Below are 18,334 nucleotides of genomic sequence, written 5' to 3'. Positions count from 1 at the left end.
CCAAAGCAGGGACACCTCATGCTGCAGCAAATCATCGATAGACGGCTGTCGGGCAAGAACAAGTCGATTGGCAACCGCGAGCGCTTTCTGCAACGCCACAAGGCACAGATCCGCGAGGCCGTGCGGCGTGCCGTGGACGGGCGCGGCATCCGCGATATGAACCAGGGCGAGGACGTTCACATCCCCAAAAAGGATTTGAACGAACCCGTCTTCGGCCATGGCGAAGGCGGCCGTCGCGAGGTGGTGCGGCCCGGCAATACCGAGCATGTCAAAGGCGACCGCCTGCCCAAGCCCAAGGGGGGCGGCCAAGGCCAGGGTGGCGGGCAGGCCAGCGATTCCGGCGAGGGTGACGACGACTTCGTCTTCCATCTCAGCAAAGAGGAGTTCATGCAGGTCTTCTTTGAGGACCTGGCCCTGCCCAATCTGGAACGCACCCAGCTGGCCGAAACGCCGGAATGGAAAAGCCACCGCGCCGGCTTCACCAGCGACGGCACACCCACCAACCTGCATGTGATCCGCAGCATGCGCGGAGCCTTGGGGCGCCGCATCGCCCTGGGCACCGACAAACGCCGCGAGCTACATGAGCTGGAGGAGCGCCTGGCGCTCATCAAGCGCGAAGACAGCCGCGACCCCGAGGTGCTGCACCTGCGGACCGAAACCGAAGAGCGCATCCAGCATCTGCGCGGCCGCATCGATGCCATCCCCTTCCTGGATCCCATCGATCTGCGCTTTCGCAACCGCGTGCGCACCCCGGTGCCCAGCAGCCGCGCGGTGATGTTTTGCTTGATGGATGTGTCGGGTTCCATGGACGAGAGCCGCAAGGACTTGGCCAAGCGCTTCTTCATCCTGCTCTATCTCTTCCTGACGCGGCATTACGAGAAGATTGATGTGGTCTTCATCCGCCACCACACCCAGGCGCAGGAGGTGGACGAGCAGAATTTCTTCCACGCCACCGAGACCGGCGGCACGGTGGTCTCCAGCGCCTTGGTGCTGATGGAAGAAATCATTCGCGCACGCTACCCGCGCAGCGAATGGAATATCTACGGCGCCCAGGCCAGCGACGGCGACAACTGGCACCACGACAGCGGCAAATGCCGTGAGTTGCTGGCCGAGAAAATCCTGCCGCAATGCCGCTACTTCGCCTATGTGCAAGTGGCCGAGCAAGAGCAAAACCTCTGGGAGGAATACGTCAAGCTGAGTGAAGACGTCAGCCACTTCGCCATGCGCAAGGCCACCGAAGCCGCGCAGATCTACCCGGTGTTCCGGGAGTTGTTCAAGAAGGAAGGGGCGAACAAATGAGCAGCAGTAGCAGCACCACGACGAGCGCCAGCCCTGCCCCCCTGCATCAAGGTGAAGACTTTGGCGAGCACCGCAAGAAGCCGCCCCTGCGCCAGATGCTGCCGCTGGAGCGCCGGCCCGAGCAGCCCCTGCCCTCGCCCAGCGACTGGACTTTTGAGCTGATTGAGCAATACCACGAGGTGATCCGCGCCACCGCCAAGCGCTATGGCCTGGACACCTACCCGAATCAGCTGGAGATCATCACCGCCGAGCAAATGATGGATGCCTACGCCTCGGTCGGCATGCCGGTGAACTACCGGCACTGGAGCTATGGCAAGGAATTCATCGCCACCGAGCGCAATTACAAACGCGGGCAGATGGGCCTGGCCTACGAGATCGTCATCAACTCCGACCCTTGCATCGCCTACCTGATGGAAGAGAACACCATGGCCATGCAGGCCCTGGTGATTGCGCACGCCAGCTACGGGCACAACAGCTTCTTCAAGGGCAACTATCTCTTCCGCATGTGGACCGACGCGTCCAGCATCATTGACTACTTGGTCTATGCCAAAAACTTCGTCGCCGAATGCGAAGAGCGCCATGGCCTGGCGCGCGTGGAGGCGCTGCTGGATTCCTGCCACTCGCTGATGTCTTACGGTGTTGACCGCTACCGCCGGCCCGCCAAGCTCTCGCTGGCGCAAGAGCGCAGCCGCCTGATCGAACGCGAGGCCCATGCCCAGCAGCAGGTCAATGACCTGTGGCGCACCCTGCCCCGCCGTGCCGACAAGGCCGATGAGGCTGCCGCGGCACGCCGCTTCCCGGATGAGCCGCAGGAGAACATCCTCTACTTCATCGAAAAAAACGCCCCGCTGCTGGAACCCTGGGAGCGCGAGATCGTGCGCATCGTGCGCAAGATCGCCCAATACTTCTACCCGCAGCGCCAAACCCAGGTGATGAACGAAGGCTGGGCCACCTTCTGGCACCACCGCCTGCTCAATCAGATGTACGACGACGGCTATTTGAGCGACGGCATGATGATCGAATGGCTCAAGTCACACACCAATGTGGTGGCGCAGCAGCCCATGGCCAATCTCAACCCCTATGCGCTGGGCTTTGCGATGTACACCGACATCAAGCGCATCTGCGAAAAGCCGACCGAGGAAGACCGGCGCTGGTTCCCCGACATCGCCGGCCAGGACTGGCTGCCCACCATCGACCACGCGATGCGCAACTTCAAGGATGAGAGCTTCATCTGCCAGTACCTCAGCCCGCACCTGATGCGCGAGTTCCGCCTGTTTGCCATCGTCGATGACGAGGCCGAGAAGGAATACGAGATCTCCGCCATCCACGATGACGCGGGCTACCAGCATGTGCGCGAGGCACTGGCGCGGCAGTACGACCTCAGCACCCGCGAGCCCAATATTCAGGTCTGGGATGTGAATCTGCGCGGCAATCGCTCACTCACCCTGCGCCATACCCAGCACAACAACCGGCCCCTGCACGAGAGCGCGCAAGAGGTGCTCAAGCATGTGGCCCGGCTGTGGGGCTTTGGCGTGCAGCTGGAAAGCGCCAACGACAAGGGCGATATCACCCAGCGCTGGCAGGTGCCGGCGCCGCCTCATTGAGCGAGGCCGGCACCGGACTTTGTCAGGCCATCCCGGCCTGTTAAGCCTTGCTAGCTTGCGCGCGGCGACGCTTCAACAGGCCAATGGCGGCAATGCCGGCCAACATCATGGCGTAGGTCTCGGGCTCGGGCACAGCGCTGGTGAAGGGCTGGAAGGTCTCGTAACCGAGTTCCAGTGCCACTTCATAAGGCTTGCCATCCCAGCCGATCACTTGCTTGGTGCTCAGGCCGTTGGCGATCACTGTGCCTTCCAAATGGCCGCTGCCGGTCAGAAGGGCTTGAGTGGCGAGCACGCTGCCGTTCAGAAAGGTCGACACATCCACTGCCGTGGCATTGGGCAGATTGAACACCAGACGGTCACGCAGCTTGGCCTGAACATCGGTCGAGTTCGCCTTGTCGCCACCCAGGCCGCCGCTGAAGTTCACTTGCGACGCGCTGCTATTGATCACCACATGGGCGCCGGCCTTGATGCCGCTGAAGGTCAGGTTGGCGATATTGCTGGTATTGCCCAAATTGAACACCACCAGGTCGGAGACACCGTCACCGATCAAAGTGAAGCCCGAGTTTTCTTGCTTGATTTGGCCGTTAGCCGCCAAACCAGACAGGCTGCTGGACAAGCTGTTCAACTGCGTCTTAGCGGCCGCGAAGTCGAGGAAACCTGGCTGCTTGCTGAACTGGCCGTCCGGCACCCAGTTCTGACCACCCCATTTATTGCTGTTGTCAAAGCTGCCGCCGTACACGGCCGTTGCCTTCTGGCCGGGCTTGGGCACCCAAGGGCCGATGGAGGCATTGGTGTCGGTCTTGTAGGCCGGGCCGTTGTAGACCGTGCCGGCATTCCAGGTGACATTGCCGCCCACCACCAGCGAAGGCGCGGTGGCGCCGTAGGGATTACGGTAACCAACGTCAAAGCCGTGCGTCAGGTTGCCGCCGACCGCCAAGCGGCCTTCCACATCGGCGGCTCGGCCCACATTGCCGAAGAAGAAGCCGCTGTAAGACGAGGCCACGCCGAAGTCGATCGTCGGCAGCGCCTGAGCCGTGGCACCCGCCATAGCCAGAGCCGCAATAGAGACCAGTCGAAGTCCACCCAATGCACGCAAACGCTTGTTCATATCCTGCCTTTAAAGCTTTGTGAGCCCAAAATTCGGGCAACAGGGAGAGTCTACTGAGCACAAACCCTGATGGATATGCCTTACGGCTGGTAGCTGATTGGTATGGGCGAAGGGCGTGACATTTACACCCCCAAACCCCGCACTCAAGGGGGTAGTCGCCGGCCTCGCTAGACCCTTGATGGCCCGATTGACCTGCTTTTTAGCGCCGATTCAGGCTCGGAAGATCTTGCCGGGATTCATGATGCCGCGCGGGTCCAGCGCCTTTTTGATGTTGCGCATCATGTCCACCGCCAGCTCACCCGCCTCTTCCAGCAAAAAGCCCTGCTTGTGCAGGCCAATGCCATGCTCGCCGCTGCAAGTGCCGTTCAACTGGATCGCGCGCCGCACCATTTGATGGCTCAGGCGCTCGGCCGTTTCGCGCTCCTGCGCAATGGCCGGGTCGATCAGATAAGCCATGTGGAAGTTGCCATCTCCCACGTGGCCCACGATGTAATACGGCAGGCCTGCAGCCTCCACATCTTCCACCGAGGCATTGATGATCTCGGCTAGGCGCGAGATGGGCACGCAACTGTCCGTGGTCACACAGCGGCAACCCGGCCTAGTTTGCAGCGCCGACAGATAAGCATGGTGGCGCGCCGTCCAGAGCTTGGTGCGCGCCTCGGGCGTGGTGGCCCATTCAAAGTCCTTGCCGCCGAACTCGCCGGCGATGGCTTGCACCGTCTGCGCCTGCTCGGCCACGCTGGCCGGTGAACCGTGGAATTCCATCAAGAGCATGGGTGCTTCGCGCAGGCCCAGCTTGTCGTGCGCATTGACCGCCCGCACCGCATTGGCGTCCAGCAACTCACAGCGCGCAATCGGCACGCCCAGTTGGATGATCTGGATGGCGGTCTGCACCGCGGCGTCCACCGAGGCAAAAAAGCAGACCGCGGCCGACACCGCTTCAGGCAGCGGATAGACACGCAGCGTCACCTCGGCAATCACCCCCAGCGTGCCCTCGCTGCCCACGAATAAGCGGGTCAGGTCATAGCCAGCGCTGCTTTTGCGGGCCCGCGTGCCGGTGGGCAAGACCTGGCCCTGGCCCGACACCACGGTCAGCCCCAAGACGTTTTCACGCATGGTGCCGTAACGCACGGCGTTGGTGCCGCTGGCGCGAGTGGCCGCCATGCCGCCCAGCGAGGCATCGGCCCCCGGGTCGATGGGGAAGAACAAGCCGGCGTGGCGCAATTCCTCGTTGAGCTGCTTGCGGGTCACCCCGGCCTGCACGGTCACGGTCAGATCCTCGGCATGAACGGCCAAGATCTTGTTCATGCGCGAAACATCCAAGCTGATGCCGCCCTGCACCGCCAGCACATGGCCTTCCAGTGACGTGCCGGTGCCGTAAGGGATCACCGCCACAGCATGCGCATGGGCCAGGCCCAGCACAAAGGCAATTTCCTCCACCGACTCGGCAAACACCACCACATCGGGTGGCGGCATATCGATGGGCGACTCATCCCGGCCATGCTGCTCACGCATGGCCAGGCTGGTGTTGCAGCGCGGCCCAAAACGCTGCTGCAAAGCGAGCAGCAGCACCTCGGGCAAGGCAGCTTTCACGGCAGGAGGATGCTCATTCACTGATGGTGATGCTCTTGTAAGCCGGGTCCGCCTTGATATCGGCTTCGCTGAAGGGCAGCTTGATCCACTTGCCGCCTTTCAGGTAGATGTCCGAGTAGGCCTTGGTCTGGTCGGCAAAGTTGGAAAACAGAAGGTCTAAAAAAGAGGCACGCCTCTAATCCAGACGCAAGTGTATGGGACCTGAACATGATGTCTCCCGAGGGGCAGAGCCTGGTTCGCATGGCGCGCAACACCAGACTGCCCGTTGTTTTTTGAACATGGGAAAAGGCGAGCGCAAGCTATCATTAAAAAACATAGATGCCGCTATAGATGGCGCCCCCAACAACATTCGGAGACTTGCATGCGTTTCGTTCAATCCACCCTCGGCCTGGCCCTGCTGGCCCTCATCGGCGGCGCCCAAGCGTCGGGCTACCACTTCGGTTCGCAATCCGCGTCCGCCCAAGGCACGGCCAATGCCAACGGCGCCGAAGCCACTGACGCCTCGGGCCTGTTCTACAACCCTGCCGCCTCAGCCCGCCTGAAGGGTACCCAGGCTTCGGGTGTTTTGAACGTCGTGATCCCGACCGGCAAGTTTGAAGACCAAGGTTCCACCACCGCCGCCGGCCTGCCGATCAAGGGCAGCGATGGCGGCAAGTTCGTTGCCACGACTGCCGTGCCGCACGCTTACCTGAGCCACCAGCTGTCTGACAGCCTGAGCCTGGGTTTCGGCATGTTCGTACCCTTCGGCTCCAAGAGCGAGTACTCGGAAGACTGGACCGGCCGCTACAACAGCATTGGCACCGAGTTGAAGACCATTGCCCTGAACCCCTCGCTAGCCTTCAAGGTCAATGAGAAGCTGACTTTCGGTGGTGGCCTCACCGCCCAGCGCATCGAAGGCAAACTGAGCAAGGGTGCTGACTTCGGCTCCGGCGTGCTGGCAAGCCTGCCCGCAGCAGCCCTGTCTCCCAAGCTGATCCAGGAACTGTCTGGCAACCCAAAGTACTCCGGTCGTGTCGACGTTGAAGGCACCGATTGGGGCTTTGGCTACAACCTGGGCTTGATGTACAACTACGACGAAAACACCCGTTTCGGCGTTGCGTATCGCTCCGCCATCGGCCACAAGCTGAGCGGCACGGCCAAGTGGCAGGTGCAAACACCGGCGACCAACATCGCCGCCGTGCTCAATGGCATCAAACCTGGCCTGGGCAACCAAGTGCAAACGGGCCTCATCGCCAAGTACGCCGAGAGCGACGCCAGCCTGGCCGTCGACACACCCGAATCGCTGTCTTTTAACTTCTTCAAGCAGCAAGACAAGCTGGCTGTGATGGGTGACCTGACGGTGACCCGCCACTCGCGCTTCTCCGAACTGCGCGTGAACTTCGCCAAGAATGCCAATGGCCTTGAACTGCCAGATTCGGTCACGCCCGAAAACTGGATCAACACCATCCGCGCTTCCTTCGGCGTGAACTACCAGTGGAGCGACCAGCTCAAGCTGCGCGGCGGCCTGGCGTTTGACCAGTCGCCCGTCAAGCTGTCGACCCGCACGCCTTCCATTCCCGACAATGATCGGATCTGGGTCTCCGGCGGCTTCAACTGGAAGTTGAGCAACAAGAGCTCGTTCGATGTGGCGCTGAGCTACATCAATATCGCAGCCGCGCAGGTCAATAACTACGACAACGGCGGCGTGGTCAACGCCTCGGGTTCGTCCGTCTGCGACGCCACCAAAAACACCTCCAGCTGCGCAACGGTGCGTGGGCGCTACACGGTCAGCTCGGCCTTGCTGGGCCTGCAATACAACCACCAGTTTTGACCTTGGGCAAGTGGCCCTCAAATGCCACTTGCTCCGCACTGGTTCGGGTGCCACCATTGATGCAAGATAAAACTTCAATGGAGGTGCCCGATGTCTGACCTGACCCTGACTCTGATCGTGCTGGCCCTGGTGCTAGCCGTGCTGGGCGCAATCCGCTTTGATCTGTTCGGCCTGATCTTGCAAGAGTTCCGCCGCACACCGGTTGACGCGCAAGCCCCCGAGCAAGTTCAGCGCGTGCCGCCACCCCACCCCGAGGGGATCCACGGCGATCACAGCCACGCCAACAAGCCGCCCATCCACCGCAGCGGCGGCCGCAAGCACTGAGCACCAGCCGCCTAGCCAGGCGGCAGTGCCTCAGCAATGACGCACAAGTTCCAAGGCTTCAAGAGCCTGCGCAGCGCAAGGCTGCGCCAAGTTGGGGCAAGATGGCGGGTTATCCGACCCACCCACTCTTGACGAATCCCCCGACCATGGCCAACCGACTCTCCAGCATTGCCACCCGTACCGGCGACGACGGCACCACCGGCCTCGGCGATGGCAGCCGCGTGCCCAAAGACCATCTGCGCGTGCAAGCGATGGGCGATGTGGACGAGCTGAACTCGCAAATCGGCGTGCTCCTGGCCGAGCCCCTGCCCGCCGATGTGCGCGAACTGCTGATCACCATTCAGCACGAACTCTTCAACCTCGGTGGCGAGCTTTGCATGCCCGGCTATGAGCTGCTCAAACTCGACGCCGTGCTGCGCCTGGACGAGGCGCTGGCCCATTACAACGCCGCCCTGCCGCGCTTGAAGGAATTCATCCTGCCGGCCGGCACCCGCAGCGCCGCCATTGCCCATGTCTGCCGCACCGTGGCGCGCCGGGCTGAGCGCGCGGTGGTCACCCTGGCTGCCAGCGAGGCCATCAATGCCGCGCCGCGCCAGTATCTGAACCGCCTCTCGGACCTGCTCTTCGTGCTGGCCCGCGTGCTCAACCGTGCCAACCTCGACGGCCTGGGCGGTGACGATGTGTACTGGCATAGCGAGCGCCTGCAGCGCGCTGAAGCCGATTCCAGTGACGAGGCCGCCAGCTGAGCGTTTCGGTCACAAGAATCACGCGGACTTCGGCCAAACTCGGCGCTTCCATACATCTAAGCAAGGGAGCGCCACATGAGCTTTTTCGGCAAGATTCTTGACAAGCTGGGTTTCGGATCCAAAGCGGCCGAGCCCGCAACAGCAGCAGCTGCGCCGGCTGAAGTCGCAGCACAGGCCACCGCAGTAACTCAAGTCGCCGAGCCTGCCGTGCAGGCCATCTCGGTCGTTGACGTGGTCGCTCAACTGGAGGCTCTGGCCGCCAAACACGCAGAGAAGCTGAACTGGAAAGTCTCCATCGTTGACCTGCTCAAGCTGCTCGATCTGGACAGCAGCCTGGCGGCCCGGAAGGAGTTGGCCACCGAGCTGGCCTGCCCGAGCGACAAGATGGCCGACTCGGCGCAGATGAATATGTGGCTGCACAAGACGGTGCTGCAAAAACTGGCTGATAACGGCGGCAATGTGCCGGCCGATTTGCTCTGAGCCAAGGGGCTGAGCAGCGCCCGTCCCCCCAGTTGGAAGGGAGGGGGGCGCTCCATCTTCCTAGTTCAACATCTCGACGGCCTGCCGCAGCCGCTTGGCAAAGGCATGGCGCAGCTCTGCCGGTGCCACGACCTCCACCTGGCCGGCATGGCGCAAGAGGTCCATCAGCAGCTCGGTGGCGTCAACGAAAGGCACGCGCAATTGCCAGCGCCCATCGGCCAGCCAGGCGCTGCTTTGCGCCGGGTGCCATTCCTCTTTGGACACCCACTGCGCCGCATCGGCGCTGAAGACCAAATTCGCCTCCCGCGTCTGCGCCCCGGCAAAGATGCCATAGCCCTGATCCAGTTCGGCCTCCAGCTGTTTGATGGACACCGCCTTGGCTTTCTCGGCCAACATCTCGGCCGCCTCCACCGCGTCCAGGGCAAAGCGCCGGAAGCCTTCGCTTTGATGGCACCAAGCATCCAGGTACCAGGTATTGCGGTAATGCACCAAGCGTTGCGGTGACACCGTGCGCTCGCTCAGCGCATTGCCCTGCCCGCTCTTGCCACGGCTTCGATAGCGCAGCTTGAGCCGCAGCCGCTTCACCACGGCACTGCCCACGGTCTCGAAAAACTCCGAGGGCACGCGGCGCTTGGCCGTGCTGATCAGCTTGATGCGCTGGCTCAAGGCCTTGGCCTCAGCCTCATCGGCGCCCAGCATGCCGCTGAGCTTGTCGAACATAGGCTGCAAGTGGCGGCTGAGGATGCCGTCTTCATCCAGGCCTGAGAGCATCTGGTGCATGGTCAGCAAGGCATGCAACTCTTTCTCGCTGAACCAGACGCCCGGCAACTCATGCTGCTGGCCCCGGAATTGCTGCCCAAACCGGTAGCCATTGGCGGCAGCGTCGTACTCAATCGGCGCGTCCATGCGTTCGCGAAGGTATTGCAAATCGCGCTTGAGCGTGGCCGGCGACACCTCCAGCGCCTCCAGCAACTGGGCGAAGCTGACGCATTCCCGGTTGCGGATCATCAGTTCGATTTTGTAGAAACGTTCGGTTCGGTCCACTTTTCCTCCTGATTTTCACTGGCTCACGCTATGAGCCAGCAGCGCCAGACACTGTGCCACAAGGTCGGTGCAAAGCATGCGCAGGCCGGCAACCTGGAGCATGGAAAAAATGACACTGACCGCAGCCCCCGTCGCTCAGCAGCAGCAGCAAGTCCTGAGCTTTGAACACCGCAGCAGCCAAGCAAACGCTGCTGCCTTGCCGGCCCACCAAAGTCTGGGCTTGCGCCTGGGTTGGGACTTCGCCCACCATGGCCTCACCCCGCCGGTGGAACACCTGTTTGCCACCTCGGCCCTGCGCCATGGCTGGCAAGCCGGCTGCGCCACCTTCGGCCGCCGCACCCTGCGCGCCAATAGCCAGACCCAACTCTGGCTGCATCTGCGCACCCATGCCTGGGCACGCGGGCGCAGCTTTGAAGATGTGCAACTCACACCCAACTATCTGCAACAACTGCAGGTTGCACATTGCCCCATCACCCGCCAGGCCCTCAGCCACCAGGGCAGCGCGCGCAATCACGCCTCGGTGGACCGGGTGCGCGACGACGCCGGCTATGCCGCCGGCAACCTCGCCCTGATGAGCCGCGCCGCCAACAAGGCCAAGGCCCAGCATGGCTGGCACAGTGCCAGCGCGGTGGCGCAAAGCGTGGCTGAAGGCCCGATCCAGCGCATCGCCGGGCTTGGGCCCGTCGAATGGCAGCGCATTGCCGTGCTGTGCAGCTTTGTCACCGAGTTAAGCCATGAAGAAGCCGCGCTGATTCCCATGAGCGTACTGCCCCCCAACCGCCTGCGCCTTTTCAACCCGATCCAGGCTTTGCAAGCCTTGGTGACCCGCCAACTGGCCAAACCCGGCTGGAGCCAACGCTTGAGCCGCATTGAAAGCCTGCTGCCCTGCGCCACCCTGCGCGGCGATTTCAACCGCTTCATCATGGCCCTGGCGCCGCGGGTGCTGGCGGTGCAGGCCTTGAATAGCGAGGCCGAGATCCGTTGGGCATTGGAAGACGCCTGGGCCCAGCCTCTGCTGCAAAAGCGTTGGGCCCGTTTTGCCCTGCAGCTGATGCCAGCCCAGGCCGAAAGCCTGGTGCAACGCGCCGCCGCCAAGGGCTTGAGCACCCTGCATGTGCAGCAGCACAGCCACGCCTGCGCGACCGAAGGCTGGGCCTTGGAGTGCAAGGGCTACCGGGCGGCAGCGGTGACACCCACCGCACTCCCCCCTATTCAAGTGGCCGGTCATGAGCGCATCACGGCACTGTCACGCTAGCTCCGCACAGTGCGGACGGACGCAAGCCTTCTTGCGCAATCTGACCCATCCGCACTGCCAACCTGAGCTGACACATCATGAAAAAGAACCTGATCGCCCTGGCCTTGATGGCCAGCGCCATTCTTCCCGCCCAAGCTGCCTTGACCGCCGGCGACATCGCCATCATCGGCCGCATCAACAACGGCACGCCCGACTCCTTCGCTATCGTCGCGCTGAACAATATCGCCGCCGGCGAAGTGATCTACTTCACCGACAACGGCTGGACCGGTTCGGGCTTCCGCGGTGCCACGGCTGCTGACGGCGATGGCAATGAAAACCTGACCCGCTGGACCGTGACCAGCGCCATCAGCGCCGGCAGCATTGTCAACAGCACTTCCGCAGGCTTCACCACCACCGGCACCATCGCCGGTACCAGCAGCGGCAGCTACGCCAGCCTGGCTTTGGGGCAATCCGGCGACCAGATCTACGCTTTTCAGAACAGCGTCAGCAGCAATCCCTTGTTCAAGACCGCAACTCAAAACCACCTGTACGTCTTTGACGATACCGGCGCTTTTGAGAACGCCAGCGACTCTGGCTCCGGCAATGTGACCCCAGGTCTGACTGCAGGCAGCACCGCCGTCAGCCTGAGCTTGGCATCAACACTGAGCGCCCACGTCAAGACCAGCCTCTTGAACGGCCCGGCACAGAGCAAGGAGCAATGGCTCGCCACCTTCGCCAACAAGGCCAACTGGGAGGCAGGTGCCCTGCCCACCGGCGCCATCGCCATCACAGCGGTTCCAGAACCTTCCAGCTACGCCCTGATGTTCGCTGGCTTGGCTGCCATGGGCATGCTGGTTCGCCGCCGCCGCAGCAACAACATCTAAATCACTTCAGCTAGGCAGACCAAGGCTGATGCGTTGTAACTCGCCACCTTGGTTCTGCAAGGCGACCTGGTAGCCCAGAGCACCGAACCAATTGGCCCAATTCTGGGCCATTTGTTTGCTCGGCAGCCAAGGCCCGGTTCGATCCGTGTGCAGTCGCCCACCCACCCGCTCATAAAAAATCACCCTCCACATATCCGACGTCATCACGCTGAGCTACCTCTTATATTTGCGGGCAATGTAACAAAGTAACTAGAAATTTCGACGGTGCAAACCCTCAAAGCGCAGCCAGAAATTCATCGCTTGCCAAGATTCGGCAATTGAGCACTGTTGACCCGCCGACGCGGCGTGTTGCAGCAGGCACTGGCGGCTTGGTGTCACTGACCAAGACATCCAAACTGCCACCAGCAGCGGCCAATAACTCCTGCATCGCAGGGCTGAGAAAGCCAAGCTTGTCTAGAACGCCGCTGCGGCCTTGGCTCTTTGCTGAGGCCGGCGTCGGCAAGACCTCGGCGTAAGGCAAAAAGTCCGCCAGCAATTCCTGCTGTTGCGCTGCATTGAGCGCAAATCCTGGATAGGCCAAGGCCGTCATCAAGGCTTGTGCAGCAGCCTTGGCAATCACCGGCCGGCATGTGCCTGCTTGCCAACTCGCGCGCAAGGCTTTGGCCGAGGCATCGTTGCGCAGCAAGGCAGCCAAAAGCACGGGCGTATTAAACGCCACTCGAAGTGCTGATTTTTTTGGCTGAGTTTGCGATGCCGGCTTGCTTCTTGGCGCCGCCTTCATGGCTTAGCCGGGCCAGCACTTGCGCGAGCAGTCTTGGCAATGGTTTTGCTGCCTGCTTTCGTCGCGGTTTTGGCAGCGGCATTAGCAGCAGCTTTGCTGCTTGTTTTGCTGGACGTCTTCTTCAGCGCAGCGACCGAAGGCACCGGCTCTGGCTGGTTTTTTGGACTCAATGGTTTTGCCGCTGCTTTTTTGGCCGAAGGGGCTGGCGTTTCGGCAGTTGGCTTCTTTTTACTCAGCGTTTTTTTCGCCGCTTTTTCGCCGCTGGCCCAGTCCAGTGAGGACTCAATGGTTTTGGCGTCGATTTCCAACTCGGCCAATTTGGCCCGCAGGGCGTCCCCGCGTTGAATTCGCACCGGGGTGAGGATGATTTGGCCGGCTTTTTCTTGTACTTCAAAGTACTGCACGGGGCCCAGGGATTGGGTCACGCTTTTGGGCAGGGTCAGTTGATTCTTAACGGTAAGCTTAGCCAGCACGAGGAGTGAATTTCTGAAAGTAAGGGGCCATTACTTTACCCCTACATTGCTACGCGATTGCGCGATTGGCGGACGATAAGAATTCGCGCAAAAAGCGCTGCAAGGAAAAATCCAAACAAGGAAGTGGCGACACGCCAGCCTCTTGGCTGAAGGCATTTGAAGCACGCTCATTTTTAGACCCACACTGCCGCTCGCCATCGCGGAGAAAGAGATCCCAAAGAGCCGAAGAAGATGAGGTGTACCGACGAATACTAAGCCCTTGGATGGGCTTTTTGAGGGGGCACAAAGAAGACTTTGTTGAACGCCAAAGTCAGCGTGGAGCGGGAGTTGAACGCGTCAATCGCAGCCGCAAGGAATCAAGTCGAACGAAGAAGGCCGACCTCTCTCGATCAAGATCAAATGTGCGTCGTTTGGATGACGTCATTGAGGCACAGGCGACCGCGCCTTGACTGAAGATGTCGCAGCGCGCGCAGAGGTGAAGAACAATTGCCTCGCTAGCTGGACTAGCAAGGAGAGCAAGCCGCAGCCTGCCCACAGTCCCCCGACACAAATGGTCTGTTGGTCGAGCGAAAAATCAGCGAGCGCATGGGCACGCCGTGCGAGTCATCGATGCGTGACTACCGCGAGTGCGACAGCAAGCTATGGGTAGCTTGGGTTGATCAGCGCAGCAATCGCTGGCGATCTGGGTCTGAGCCAATGGGACAGGCCAAGGCTCAGAAATGCTGGACAGTGATGAAGCCTCAGCGCCAACAGCGCCGGCTCATCCAGACTGAGATTTGGCGGCCCTTGCTGCAGCCTAGTGCAGCAAGGCGCGGCCAACATAGAACGAGCACCGGACCCTTGGGCCCGGCTGAATCCTGGTCTTAGACCAGAGAGCGATGCAAGCGCAGCTCTTCGAGGCGGGTGCCGCCCACTTCGGTGGTCTTGGCACTGCCCAGCTCGCGCTTGAAGCCGGCAAGGTCAAAGAAGCGCAGGGCGCGCTCATTGCGCAGATAGCACCACAGGGTAACCTTGGTGCAACCTTCTTCTTGCAGGCCGTCACGAGCGGCGTCCCACAGGGCCAGGCCAACGCCCTTATCCCAATGCACGGGGTTCACGTACAAGGCCCAGATCTCGCCGGTGCTGGACGGAGTGCCCTTATCGCGCGAGCGGTCAAAGCCCACAAAACCCATCAACTCGTTGTCGATATGCGCCACCACCACTTGGGGCTCGCACAAGTCGATGGCTTCGCGCCAGAAAGCCTGGCGCTTTTGCACCGACATGGCATCCAACACAGCATCGGGCAACAAGCCCTTGTAGGCGTCTTGCCAAGCCGCGACATGGATCTCTGCAATGCCCTTGGCATCACGCAAGGTGGCGGGGCGAACCTGAATACTCGACATACGAAAAAGCTCTGGGAAACAATCAAGCAGCTCGAAACATTGTTCACTCGCCGCTGCTGGCGGCGAGCGGCCGGAAAAGGCCGCAAGCTATCGATAAATGAAACGGAAGGGCGAGATTCTGCGCGTCAATCGGCGCCAAGCGGGCTCTTGACAGCACAATTTTTTAGCACCTCGGATCCGTCTGCTGCTGCGCCGGTAGGCTTCTAGCGCTCACATTTCCCTGTTTTTTCCTGACGAAATCCTGCACCGCGCGCTTCAATGCCGCCTTATTGGCGCGCTGCAAACAGGCCAGCAAAGCGTGATCGACGGGCAAGCCTTCCAAGTCCTCGGCAAAGCGCTCCTGTACGTCTTGTTGGATCTGCAGCAGCAAATGCGCAGTGGTCATCGCATCGGCCAAGGCCCGGTGGGCGCGGCCGGAGTTGGGCAGGCCGTGAAACTCCGCCAAGCTGCCGAGCTTGCAACTGGGTGCCTCCGGGTAGAGCCGTCGCGCCAGCAGCACCGTACAGGCGAACTCATGCGCAGGATCGGCATCACAGCCCGCCAGCGCTAACTCAGCCTGCCAAAAGCCTCGGTCAAAGGGCGCGTTGTGCGCCACGATCGGGCAAGCGCGGGTGAACTCGGCCACTTCTTGCATTACTTCGCTGGCCGGCGGGGCGTCTTCCAGCATGGCGTTGCTGATGCCGGTCAGTTGCTCGATGAAAGGCGGCACCCAAACACCGGTTTTCATAAGGCTGGCGAATGAATCGATCACCTGGCCGTCGCGCACCAAGACGGCCGCAATTTCGGTGGCACGGCCGCCGCCATTGGGCGCCAAACCGGAAGTCTCAAAGTCAATGACGGCAATCGTCTGCATCGGCAAGCTAGTCAAAAAAAGGGCTGTCGGCTCAGGCGACCGGGTACTTGATCGCATTGAGCGCCAGCTTGCGCTCCACCGCTGCGGCGACATCCACCCCGCTGTGATCAGCAATTTGCAGCAGGTAAAGCATCACATCGGCGATCTCTTCGCCCAGATGCTGGTGTTGCTCAGGCCGTTGCGCGATCTGCGCAGATTCCTCAGGCGTCATCCACTGAAAAATTTCGACCAGCTCAGCGGCTTCCACCACCATGGCCATCGCCAGATTCTTGGGGGTTTGGTAAGGCTGCCAATGCCGCTCCAGCGCGAATTGGCGAAGCCGCTTTTGCAGTACTACGATGTCCATGGGATGCAAGTGTGGCACGCCTTGGCAGGCAGAAAGGCAAAGTGTGCATTCTCAAAATTCTTGTTCCGCACCTGTATTCATCTTGTTTTCATATTTGAAATTAGTAGTCTTAGTAGAGGGCGAGCTTTTCTGTGGATAAGTGCAATTTCTACTTTTCTGACAAGAAGTTAGCGCTGCTAAAACCATGTGGGTGGAGGGCGGGTGAACTTGCGCGTGAAACGATAACAAGTCTGAACTTCGGCCTCGGCCTGTGGATAAGTGCCTGGCTATCCTTTTTTTATCCACAAACTTGTGCCTTGACAGCCGTCCATTGGGCTAGGTTTGAAAAATGGCGGCTTTCACCGTGATTTTTTTAACGAATTTAGCCCCAATACAGTGCAAATCAGCACTTTTTGCGCCACAGGCGGGGGCAAACACGCAGCGCCAGTATTCGCACTATTGCCTAGAGTTCCGGACGGACCCCAGCCTGAAGCACTTGACGGAGACAAACAATGAACCGGTTCCAAATCAAATCACTGGCCATCGCGGCCGCCCTGGCCCTGTCGGCCTGCGGTGGTGGCGGCACAGCTGACACCTCGCCCAAGCTGAAGATCACTGCCGTCAAAGTGTTCGGTGACAGCATTGCTGACTCAGGCACCTACGGCTACAAGTTCACCGTGCAAAGCGCGGACAACTTGATCTTCCCAGAGCGCGTGGCCGCCAGCTATGGCCAAACCCTGTGCAGCTTTTACAAAGCCACGGGCCCTGACTCCTTTGTGCCCAACCCTAAGGCGGGCTGCACCAATGCCGCCATCGGCGGCGGGCGCATCAACTACTACAGCAACCCCACGGATCCGCGCGGTATTACCGTGCAGATGGCCGCAGTGGCAGCTTTGGGTACCTATGCACCTGGCGATCTGGCTGTGATTGACGGCGGCGGCAATGACGCGGCCGATCTGGTGGGGGCTTACCTAAAAGCGCCCGGTGACAAGGCCGCTACTTATGCCGGTCTGTTGACAACCGTTTTGACGCCTGCACAAGTCGGCGCAGCCTTGGCTGGCGGTGCCGCCGGCATGGCAAGCATTGGCGGGGTCTATATGACCGCGCTGGCCGACAACTTCTACGCCGCCATCAAGACCAGCGTGTTGGACAAGGGCGCCCAGCAAGTCATCGTGCTGAATATGCCTGGCATCACCAACACGCCACGCTTCCAGATGGTGCTGGATGGCATCTCGGCCGCCTACGGTGGCGGCACGGCCGGTGCCACCGCGAGAGCGCAATCCGAAGCGCTGTTCAAGAGTTGGATTGAAGCCTTCAACAAGCAATTGGCGGCCAAGTTTTCCGGTGAAGCCAAGGTTGCTGTGGTTGATTTCTACACGGCCTTCAATGACCAGGTCAGCAATAAAGAGCAGTTTGGCCTGAGCAATGTGAAGACGCCCGCCTGCCCAATCACCGGCCTGGGCAGCGATGGCTTGCCCACCTACAACTTCCCGACCTGCACCGCCACCGCTTTGTCGGCCGCACCGCCTGCGGGTGCTGTCGGCGGCGCCGACTGGTGGAAGAGCTATGGCTTTTCAGACGGCTTCCACCCCACGCCCTACGGGCATCAGCTGACCGGTCAGCTGATCTCCAAGACCTTGGCCATCAAGGGTTGGCTGTAAACGCGGCAAGCATCAGGAGACAAACACATGAAATCCAAGAACCTTCTCTGTATCGCCGCCGCTGTTCTGTCCACCTGGGCTGGCCTGGCGCAAGCCCAATCGGCCGGAACCTGGATGGCCCGCATCGGCGCCACCACCATCCGTCCGGATGTGAAGAGCGGTGATCTGAGCGCCGCCAGCCTGGCCGGCACCAAGATCGACATCAACAATGCAACCCAGATCTCTGGCGGCATTACCTGGATGTGGACCGACAACATCGCCATCGACCTGCCCCTGGCCATTCCCTTCAAACATGAGGTGCGTGGTGCTGGCGCGATTGAAGGCACGGGCAAGCTGGCCGATGTGCAGGCCTTGCCGGTCACCCTGACCGCGCAATACCGCTTTGGCTCGCCCAGCAGCACCTTGCGGCCTTATGTGGGTGCTGGCATTACCTATGCCGTCTTCATGAAGCCCAAGAGCACGGCGGCCTTGTCGGCCTTGACCGGTGGATCGCCCAGCAACCCCACCATCATGACCATGGAAAACCGCTTCGGCCCGACCGGGCAGCTGGGCTTGACCGCCAAGTTCTCCGAGCGTTTGTCGATGGATGCCACCGTCACCAAGGTGCTGGTGAAGACGCGCGGGCATTTGTCCACCGGCCAGCAGATCGATGTGGAACTCAATCCCCTGGCTTACACCCTGGGTCTGGTCTACACCTTCTGATTCACTCAGCCCACGCGATCAGGGAGCCTAC

At 61.0% G+C, this 18,334-nt stretch carries 18 protein-coding genes; 10 read left to right on the top strand and 8 right to left on the bottom strand.

The annotated features are described in order from the left end of the window. Nucleotides 1–18 precede the first annotated feature (18 nt). Nucleotides 19–1,299 (top strand): YeaH/YhbH family protein, encoded by a 1,281-nt coding sequence (locus AT984_RS18560; protein ID WP_058721372.1) that lies wholly within the window; start codon nt 19–21, stop codon nt 1,297–1,299. Next, complete coding sequence (locus AT984_RS18555; protein ID WP_058721371.1) at nt 1,296–2,903, top strand: SpoVR family protein; 1,608 nt, start codon at nt 1,296–1,298, stop codon at nt 2,901–2,903. Before AT984_RS18560 ends, AT984_RS18555 begins: the two co-directional genes overlap by 4 nt. A 40-nt stretch (nt 2,904–2,943) precedes the next feature. Here AT984_RS18555 and AT984_RS18550 read toward each other — a convergent pair whose 3' ends face one another. Both AT984_RS18550 and AT984_RS18545 read right to left on the bottom strand, forming a co-directional pair. Further along, nucleotides 2,944–4,011 carry a choice-of-anchor A family protein gene (locus AT984_RS18550; protein WP_082680170.1) on the bottom strand — a complete coding sequence of 356 codons (1,068 nt, stop codon included), beginning with the start codon at nt 4,009–4,011 and terminating at the stop codon, nt 2,944–2,946. Between the two features lie 210 nt (nt 4,012–4,221). Further along, on the bottom strand, nt 4,222–5,604 hold the full coding sequence (locus tag AT984_RS18545; protein WP_231741461.1) for an FAD-binding oxidoreductase: 1,383 nt from the start codon (nt 5,602–5,604) through the stop codon (nt 4,222–4,224). A 361-nt stretch (nt 5,605–5,965) separates the two neighbouring features. Here AT984_RS18545 and AT984_RS18540 point away from each other — a divergent pair, with 361 nt between their 5' ends. The 4 genes from AT984_RS18540 to AT984_RS18525 all read left to right on the top strand — a co-directional run bounded on the left by AT984_RS18540 (nt 5,966) and on the right by AT984_RS18525 (nt 8,964). Further along, nucleotides 5,966–7,414: an OmpP1/FadL family transporter gene (locus tag AT984_RS18540; RefSeq protein ID WP_058721368.1), complete on the top strand. Its 1,449-nt coding sequence runs from the start codon at nt 5,966–5,968 to the stop codon at nt 7,412–7,414. A 90-nt stretch (nt 7,415–7,504) separates the two neighbouring features. Beyond that, nucleotides 7,505–7,738, top strand: a complete 234-nt coding sequence (locus AT984_RS18535; RefSeq protein WP_058721367.1) for a hypothetical protein — start codon at nt 7,505–7,507, stop codon at nt 7,736–7,738. A 146-nt stretch (nt 7,739–7,884) separates the two neighbouring features. Next, on the top strand, nt 7,885–8,484 hold the full coding sequence (locus tag AT984_RS18530; RefSeq protein ID WP_058721366.1) for a cob(I)yrinic acid a,c-diamide adenosyltransferase: 600 nt from the start codon (nt 7,885–7,887) through the stop codon (nt 8,482–8,484). 75 nt (nt 8,485–8,559) lie between these two features. Next, entirely contained in the window at nt 8,560–8,964 is a 405-nt protein-coding gene (locus AT984_RS18525; protein WP_058721365.1) for a DUF3597 domain-containing protein, read from the top strand. Between the two features lie 60 nt (nt 8,965–9,024). On the opposite strand, the gene AT984_RS18520 is transcribed toward AT984_RS18525, so the two are convergent. Then, nucleotides 9,025–10,008 (bottom strand): helix-turn-helix transcriptional regulator, encoded by a 984-nt coding sequence (locus tag AT984_RS18520; protein ID WP_058721364.1) that lies wholly within the window; start codon nt 10,006–10,008, stop codon nt 9,025–9,027. A gap of 109 nt (nt 10,009–10,117) precedes the next feature. Here AT984_RS18520 and AT984_RS18515 point away from each other — a divergent pair, with 109 nt between their 5' ends. After that, nucleotides 10,118–11,263 (top strand): hypothetical protein, encoded by a 1,146-nt coding sequence (locus tag AT984_RS18515; RefSeq protein WP_156422109.1) that lies wholly within the window; start codon nt 10,118–10,120, stop codon nt 11,261–11,263. Nucleotides 11,264–11,340: 77 nt separating this feature from the next. After that, nucleotides 11,341–12,126 carry a PEP-CTERM sorting domain-containing protein gene (locus tag AT984_RS18510; RefSeq protein WP_058721362.1) on the top strand — a complete coding sequence of 262 codons (786 nt, stop codon included), beginning with the start codon at nt 11,341–11,343 and terminating at the stop codon, nt 12,124–12,126. A 274-nt stretch (nt 12,127–12,400) separates the two neighbouring features. Here the strand turns inward: AT984_RS18510 and AT984_RS18505 are convergent, their stop codons facing one another. From AT984_RS18505 to AT984_RS18485, 5 genes are all read right to left on the bottom strand, one after another. After that, nucleotides 12,401–12,826 carry a hypothetical protein gene (locus tag AT984_RS18505; RefSeq protein WP_156422108.1) on the bottom strand — a complete coding sequence of 142 codons (426 nt, stop codon included), beginning with the start codon at nt 12,824–12,826 and terminating at the stop codon, nt 12,401–12,403. A gap of 77 nt (nt 12,827–12,903) precedes the next feature. Continuing rightward, a complete protein-coding gene (locus AT984_RS23305) occupies nt 12,904–13,380 on the bottom strand; it encodes an AbrB/MazE/SpoVT family DNA-binding domain-containing protein (RefSeq protein WP_197418171.1) in 477 nt (158 codons plus the stop codon). Between the two features lie 863 nt (nt 13,381–14,243). Continuing rightward, a complete protein-coding gene (locus AT984_RS18495) occupies nt 14,244–14,762 on the bottom strand; it encodes a GNAT family N-acetyltransferase (protein ID WP_058721359.1) in 519 nt (172 codons plus the stop codon). Between the two features lie 163 nt (nt 14,763–14,925). Next, nucleotides 14,926–15,615 carry a 3'-5' exonuclease gene (locus AT984_RS18490; RefSeq protein WP_058721358.1) on the bottom strand — a complete coding sequence of 230 codons (690 nt, stop codon included), beginning with the start codon at nt 15,613–15,615 and terminating at the stop codon, nt 14,926–14,928. A 31-nt stretch (nt 15,616–15,646) separates the two neighbouring features. Continuing rightward, entirely contained in the window at nt 15,647–15,961 is a 315-nt protein-coding gene (locus AT984_RS18485) for a nucleotide pyrophosphohydrolase (RefSeq protein WP_058721357.1), read from the bottom strand. Between the two features lie 491 nt (nt 15,962–16,452). Between AT984_RS18485 and AT984_RS18480 the strand changes: the two genes are divergently transcribed. After that, on the top strand, nt 16,453–17,601 hold the full coding sequence (locus tag AT984_RS18480) for an SGNH/GDSL hydrolase family protein (protein WP_058721356.1): 1,149 nt from the start codon (nt 16,453–16,455) through the stop codon (nt 17,599–17,601). A gap of 27 nt (nt 17,602–17,628) precedes the next feature. After that, entirely contained in the window at nt 17,629–18,303 is a 675-nt protein-coding gene (locus AT984_RS18475) for an OmpW/AlkL family protein (protein ID WP_058721355.1), read from the top strand. Nucleotides 18,304–18,334: the final 31 nt, after the last annotated feature.

This window comes from Paucibacter sp. KCTC 42545, assembly GCF_001477625.1.
Classification (GTDB): Bacteria; Pseudomonadota; Gammaproteobacteria; order Burkholderiales; family Burkholderiaceae_C; genus Paucibacter_A.
Note: the sequence above shows the minus strand (reverse complement) of the source record. Positions and strands in the feature narration are given on the sequence as shown.